Origin of the sequence: Kitasatospora sp. NPDC057542, from assembly GCF_042801945.1 — a bacterium.
Taxonomy (GTDB): domain Bacteria; phylum Actinomycetota; class Actinomycetes; order Streptomycetales; family Streptomycetaceae; genus Kitasatospora.
This window is the reverse complement of sequence record NZ_JBHVFE010000516.1, coordinates 1-6,002: the sequence shown is the minus strand read 5'-3', so window position 1 is coordinate 6,002 and position 6,002 is coordinate 1. Positions and strand designations below refer to the sequence as shown.

Sequence of the window (6,002 nt, the reverse complement as noted above, 5' to 3'; positions counted from 1 at the left end):
CAGCCGACTTCCTGCGCGACGCCCTGCTGAAGCGCCGCCTACAGCGCCGCCCGGTACGCCTCCAGCCGCTCGGCCAGCTCCTTCGGGTGACCGAGCATGGGGCAGTGGTCGCCCGGCATCTCGTCCGGCCGGAAGCCGAGCCGCTCCTCGACGTGCCGCCGCAGGAACGCGGCCGGGAAGAACCGGTCGTCGGAGGACATCAGGAACCTGGTCGGCACCTGCGGCCAGGCGTCCACCGGCCACGGCGTCCCGAACGGAGCCGGCGACTGCTGCCGCTGGTGCTCCGCGATGAACTCCTCCGCCAGTGCGGCCGGAGTGTCGTGCACGACCAGGGAGCGCACGTCCTCCTCCGCGCCCTCCGCCACGCCCCGGGCGGCGTCGGATTCCCTCCGGTCCGCCCAGTAGCCGGTGTTCCCCCACCACGCGCCCGGCGACTCCCCGGGGGCCGGCACCTGGGCCTGGAGCATGACCAGCAGGTCCACCGGCAGTCGCTCGCACACCAGCGGGCCCGTGAAGCCGCCGAACGAGTGGGCGACCAGCACGAGTTGGCCCGTCCGCTCGCCGATCGCCGCCACCACCGCGTCCGCGTACTCGGCGAGGCCGGCCGCCTCGTCCTCGCACGGCAGGTCCGGCGCGACCACCTCATGGCCCCGCTCCCGCAACTCGGCCGCCAGCGGCCCCCAGTACCAGGCATCGACAGCCGCGGCATGGATCAGAACGTACGTCGCCATGATCAGTCCCCCTCAGGAATCGGTCACTCCCCGCACCGCGCCCGAGCCTACCGACCGGTCCGCGCCCGAACCTCCGGGCGGCACCCGCATACTCATCCCAATGACCATCCGTGAACGGCCCGTTGGGGGAAGTCCTTGTTCCACGACACCCGCCCGCGCAGCATCCGCATACCGACCCACCGCGAGACCGCCGAGGAGTGGGGCGAGCAGATCGCCGTCCTCCGCGCCGCTCCGCCCGGGTGGTCCTTCCTGCTCGGGCGCCTGTCCTCCGACGGCTACCTCTGCCACCTGGACCTCAACTACCACCTGGACGGCGAGCTCGTCGCCGTCGTCCAGACCTCGCGGCCCGTTCCGGCCGGCCACCGGGTGGGCTCCCTCACCACCCCGCAGTCCCAGCTCTCCACCTTCCTGGCCAATTCGGACCGCCTCGACCCCAGAACCCACCTGGCCCCGCTCGACGGCCCGCCCACCCCGGGCGAGGTGCTGCTCCACGGCGTCCCCACCCCCGTCGAGGTCCACCACAGCCACGGCTGCCGCAGCGCCCTGATCCCCCGGCTCCCCTCCCAGCAGGGCTACGTGATCGTCACCGCCACCGCCGCACACTGGGCCTCCGCCACCGACCTCGCCCTCCGGCCCCCGGCGGCGTTCTGAGCGCCCCCGCGCGATTCACTCGAACGGGGCGGCGCAGGGGGCGCCCCGATCTGATTCGTCGTCACGAATGCGCCGATGGCGGAGTGTTCACACCAATCATGCACAGGGAATCCCCGGCACGGCGGCGAGGCCGGGGTTAGCCTGTGGCCATGGTTGCAAACTACAAGGAAGAAGTAGCCATGTCCGACGCGGAGTTCGTCAGCGGTCCCGCCCTGATCCTCCGGTCCCTCGCCTCCGACCCCTCCCGGCCGGCCATCACCTCCGCCGACGGCGTCGAGCTCACCGCCGGCGACTTCGCCGCCACCACCTACCGCCTCGCCCACGAGCTGACCGCCCGGGGCGTCACCGTCGGCAGCACCGTGACCCTGCTGACCGGCAACACCCCCGAGGCCCTGAGCGCCCGGTACGCCGCGGGCCTCGCGGGCGCCCGGGTGGTGAACCTGTACGACGGCATGAGCACCCCGATCCTCGCCGAGATCACGGCGAGCGTCGACACCACCGTGCTGCTCGTGGACGCCGAACGCTACGCCGCCGCAGCCGAGTTGCTCCCACTGATCGACGTGCCGACCGTCCTCACCCTCGGCCCCGGGCCCGGCGGCGCCCCCGCCGCCGTCGGCGCGGACGTGATCGCCGCCTCCGCCCACCGCCCCGCCGAACCGCCGGCCGTCCGGATCGGCCCCGACGACGACCTCGGCATCCGCCACACCGGCGGCACCACCGGCATCCCGAAGGGCATCCTCAGCCTGCACGGGCCCTACCGCCGCGTCTTCGACGCCCCGATCGGCAGCGACCCCGCCGACGGCGCACCCCGGCTCCTCGCCGCCACCCCGCTCGCCCACCTCGCGGGCATCATGTGCGACCTGACGCTCTACCACGGCGGCGCGGTGATCCTCCAGCGCTCCTTCGAGCCCGGCGCGGTGCTCGCCGCCATCGAGCGCGAACGCATCACCGACCTCTGGCTGCTGCCGCCGCTGCTCTACCAGCTGCTCGACCACCCGGCGATCGGCCGCACCGACCTGTCCAGCCTGCGGCAGATCGCGTACGGGGGCTGCGCCGCCTCGCCGACCCGGATCCGCGAGGCGCTCAAGGTGTTCGGGCCGGTCCTGATGGGCGCCTACGGGATGTCGGAGGCGCAGATGATCTCCGTGCTCACCCCGCAGGAGCACGACCGGATCGGCCCGGGCAGCACCCAGGTCCCGGTCGGCCGGCCCGCCCAGGGCGTCGAGGTGGCGATCCGCTCGCCCGACGGCACCGACCTGCCGACCGGCGAGCAGGGCGAGATCCACCTGCGCTCCGACACCGTCATGGCCGGGTACTGGAAGCGGCCCGACCTCACCGCCGCGGTACTGCGGGACGGCTGGCTGGACACCGGCGACGTCGGCTACTTCGACAAGGACGGCTACCTCTACCTCTCCGACCGGGTCAAGGACCTGATCATCGTGGTCGGCGGGCACGTCTACCCCTCCGAGGTGGAGGACCTCCTGCTCACCCACCCGACGGTCGCCCGCTGCGCCGTCTTCGGGGTCCGCGACGACCAGGAGGCGGAGCACGTCCACGTCGCCGTCGTCCCCACCCCGGGACAGCGGCCGGAGCTGGACGAACTCCGCGCCTTCGTCACCGAACGCAAGGGGCGGATCTACGCGCCCGAGGCTCTGCACCTCGTGGACGAGATCCCGCTGACGCCCGTCGGCAAGCCGGACAGGAAGCGCCTGCGCGAGGTCGCCGCGGACTGAGGACACCAGGGGTGGCGGCGCCGGGGTTCCGCGCCTTGCCTCCCGACTTCACCCCAAGGTGGGGTTTGGCTCAACGAACCACGGCCCCCGTGCCGAGAAGCCAACGGGGTGGCGGCGCTGAGGGCCGCCACCCCGCCCCGCCCGTCCGCCTCCGGCACCTCCCGGCCCGTACGCGCCAGTTCGCCGACGCCGGCGGCGTCGGCCCGGTGCACGGCGTCGGATCGTGGCGGCGCTCCCCGTCGGAGCGGCGGTCGACGCTCAGCCCTCCTCCCGGCCCCGGAAGGCCCGGCGGTACTCCCTCGGTGCGACGCCGACCCGGTCCACGAAGACCGGCCGCAGCGAGACCGCCGAGGCGAAGCCGCAGTGGGCGGCGACGGTGTCGACGGGCAGGTCGGTCTCCTCCAGGAGGCGCTGGGCGGTGAGGATGCGCTGGTCGAGGAGCCAGCGCATCGGGGTGGTGCCGGTGGTGGCGGTGAAGTGGCGGGCGAAGGTCCGTTCGGACATCAGCGCGGCGGCGGCCATCCGGCGCACCGTCCAGGGGGTGTCGAGGGAGGCCAGGACCTCCGCGCGGAGCCGGGCGAGCGGGTCGTCGTCGGCGGCGGCGTCCGGGACCGGGGAGGGGATGAACTGGGCCTGGCCGCCCGCCCGGAAGGGGGCGGTGACCATGGCCCGGGCGATGGTGGCGGCGGCCTGCTGGCCGTGGGCGGTGCGGACGAGGTGGAGGCAGAGGTCGATGCCCGCCGCGACGCCGGCCGAGGTCCACAGGCCCTCGCCGCCGGTGAAGAGCACCTCGGGCCGGACCGTCACCGCCGGGAATCGGCGGGCGAGTTCGGGGACGAGCGCCCAGTGGGTGGTGGCCTCGCGGCCGTCCAGCAGGCCGGCCTCGGCGAGGACGAAGGCGCCCGCGCAGAGCGAGGCGATCGGGACGCCGGCGACGGCGACGGCCCGCAGGGCCTCCAGGATCTCCGGGCTCCGCCGGGCGGCCGGGTCCTCGACGCCCGGCACCACCACCAGATCGCACGCGGCCAGCGCCGCCGGCGCGTCGTCGGGAACCCGCTCCAGCCCGCCGCCCAGCCGCACCCGGGCGCCCTCCGGCCCGCAGACCCGCAGGTCGAAGGCGGGCAGGCCGAACCGGGCGGACCGGTCCGTCCACACCTCGGCGATCACGGCGTAGTCGAAGGCCCGGACACCGTCGAAGATCAGGCAACCCACCGTACGCATGGCAGAAATCTATCGAGGGGTGGCATGTGCGCCCATCACGACTTCCCGGTGACGCCGACCACCATGGACGGCATGACGAACACCGATGCCTTCGACGCCCCGCTCACCCTCGACCCCGACGCCGTCCTGCTGCTCATCGACGTCCAGAAGGGCTTCGAGGCCCCGGACTTCGGCCCCCGCGACAACCCGCAGGCCGAGCAGCGGATGGCCGAGCTGATCGCCGTCTGGCAGGCCACCGGCCGTCCGATCGTCACCGTGCAGCACTCCGCCCCGGTCGGCCCGCTGGCCGAGGGCACCCCGGGGTACGAGCTGAAGGACTTCGTCGCCGAGCTCACCCCCGCGCTGCACGTCACCAAGACCGTCAACAGCGCCTTCTACGGCACCCCCGACCTGCACGCCTGGCTCCAGGAGCGCGGCGCCCGGCAGGTGGTGGTCACCGGGATCATCACCAACGTGTGCAACGAGACCACCGCCCGGATGGCCGGCAACCTCGGCTACGACGCGATCTTCCCCACCGACGCCATGCACTCCTTCGACATGACCGGCCCCGACGGCACCACCATCCCCGCCGCCGAACTCGCCCGCGCCACGGCGACGACCCTGCACGCGATGCGCTTCGCCAAGGTCGTGACGACCAAGGACGTCACCGCAGCCGCTACGGCCTGAACAGCGGCTCGTAGGCGTTTCCCTCCTCGGCGTTGAGCAGCACGTACGAGGCCCCGAGGCCCAGCGCGAGCTCCCGCAGCCGCGCCAGGGCCTCGGCGGCGGAGGGGACGTCGAGCCCGAGCGCGGCGGCCGCCGCGTCCCGCTCGGCGTAGAGCCCGGGCTCGTCCTCCAGGTACTCCTCGGCCGCCTCCGCGCTCTCCTGCGCCGTCAGCCGCGGGCAGTCCCGCCACCACGGCACCGCCAGCAGCAGCCGGACCAGCTCCGGTACCCCGACGGCCAGCAGGGCGGCGCCGCCCTCGGAGTCGGCGTACAGCACCGGCCGCTCCTCGCCGCCCTCCCCGCAGAGGAAGAAGGTGCCGCCCGCGCCGTCCTTGGCCACCGGCTCCAGGGCCGCGCCCGAGGCGAGCACCACCTCCTCCCCGTGCTCGTAGACGTCGAGGGAGAAGTCGCCCGGCCAGGCCAGGAAGTCGGCGGCGGTGGAGTCGGCGCGGATCGCATCGAGGAGGGACATGGCGGCCACCTTACGGACCGCCGCGGACAGTCCTCAGGCCGTCGGCCGCCGCGCCGGGTACGCCTCCCTGCCCAGGGTGCCGGTGCCGCCGGTGACCAGCACGGGGGTTCCTCGTCGTGATCGTCTCCGATTCGTCCCGGGAAGGGAGTTGATCTCCCCACCGCAGCCGTTGTTGGGTGGCTCCTGCTGCCCTGCCCCCGGTGACGAAGGAATGTGACACGTGGACGAGACGGTGGACGGGAAATCCGCCCGGGTCGTGTTCTTCGAGGAGCACCGCCCGCACCTGCGCGCGGTCGCGTACCGGATGCTCGGCTCGGTCAGCGAGGCCGAGGACGCCCTCCAGGAGGCCTGGCTCCGCTACGACCGCACCGACACCTCCGAGGTGGCCAACCTCGCCGGCTGGCTGACCACGGTGGTCTCGCGGGTCTGCCTGAACCTGCTGCGCACCCGCGCCCAGCGCCGCGAGGAGCCCCTGGAGCCCGCCGGGCC

7 protein-coding genes are annotated in these 6,002 nt (G+C 73.8%); 4 read left to right on the top strand and 3 right to left on the bottom strand.

The genetic code is table 11. The annotated features are described in order from the left end of the window. Window positions 1–38: 38 nt before the first annotated feature. Complete coding sequence (locus tag ACFU7Y_RS38265; protein ID WP_380771110.1) at window positions 39–731, bottom strand: alpha/beta fold hydrolase; 693 nt, start codon at window positions 729–731, stop codon at window positions 39–41. 135 nt (window positions 732–866) lie between these two features. On the opposite strand from ACFU7Y_RS38265, the gene ACFU7Y_RS38260 reads away from it, so the two are divergent. Next, window positions 867–1,382, top strand: coding sequence for a hypothetical protein (locus ACFU7Y_RS38260; protein WP_224279274.1), 516 nt, complete (start codon window positions 867–869; stop codon window positions 1,380–1,382). Window positions 1,383–1,531: 149 nt separating this feature from the next. Further along, window positions 1,532–3,115, top strand: a complete 1,584-nt coding sequence (locus ACFU7Y_RS38255) for an AMP-binding protein (protein ID WP_380771109.1) — start codon at window positions 1,532–1,534, stop codon at window positions 3,113–3,115. A gap of 258 nt (window positions 3,116–3,373) precedes the next feature. Here the strand turns inward: ACFU7Y_RS38255 and ACFU7Y_RS38250 are convergent, their stop codons facing one another. Further along, entirely contained in the window at window positions 3,374–4,336 is a 963-nt protein-coding gene (locus ACFU7Y_RS38250) for a GlxA family transcriptional regulator (protein ID WP_380771108.1), read from the bottom strand. Between the two features lie 72 nt (window positions 4,337–4,408). Between ACFU7Y_RS38250 and ACFU7Y_RS38245 the strand changes: the two genes are divergently transcribed. Next, a complete protein-coding gene (locus tag ACFU7Y_RS38245; RefSeq protein WP_224279277.1) occupies window positions 4,409–5,002 on the top strand; it encodes a cysteine hydrolase family protein in 594 nt (197 codons plus the stop codon). Here ACFU7Y_RS38245 and ACFU7Y_RS38240 read toward each other — a convergent pair. Then, window positions 4,992–5,513 (bottom strand): hypothetical protein, encoded by a 522-nt coding sequence (locus ACFU7Y_RS38240; RefSeq protein ID WP_224279279.1) that lies wholly within the window; start codon window positions 5,511–5,513, stop codon window positions 4,992–4,994. The two genes, ACFU7Y_RS38245 and ACFU7Y_RS38240, sit on opposite strands and share 11 nt — an antisense overlap. A 304-nt stretch (window positions 5,514–5,817) precedes the next feature. Here ACFU7Y_RS38240 and ACFU7Y_RS38235 point away from each other — a divergent pair. Further along, on the top strand, window positions 5,818–6,002 hold a 185-nt coding region (locus tag ACFU7Y_RS38235; RefSeq protein ID WP_380771111.1), incomplete at its 3' end, for a sigma factor.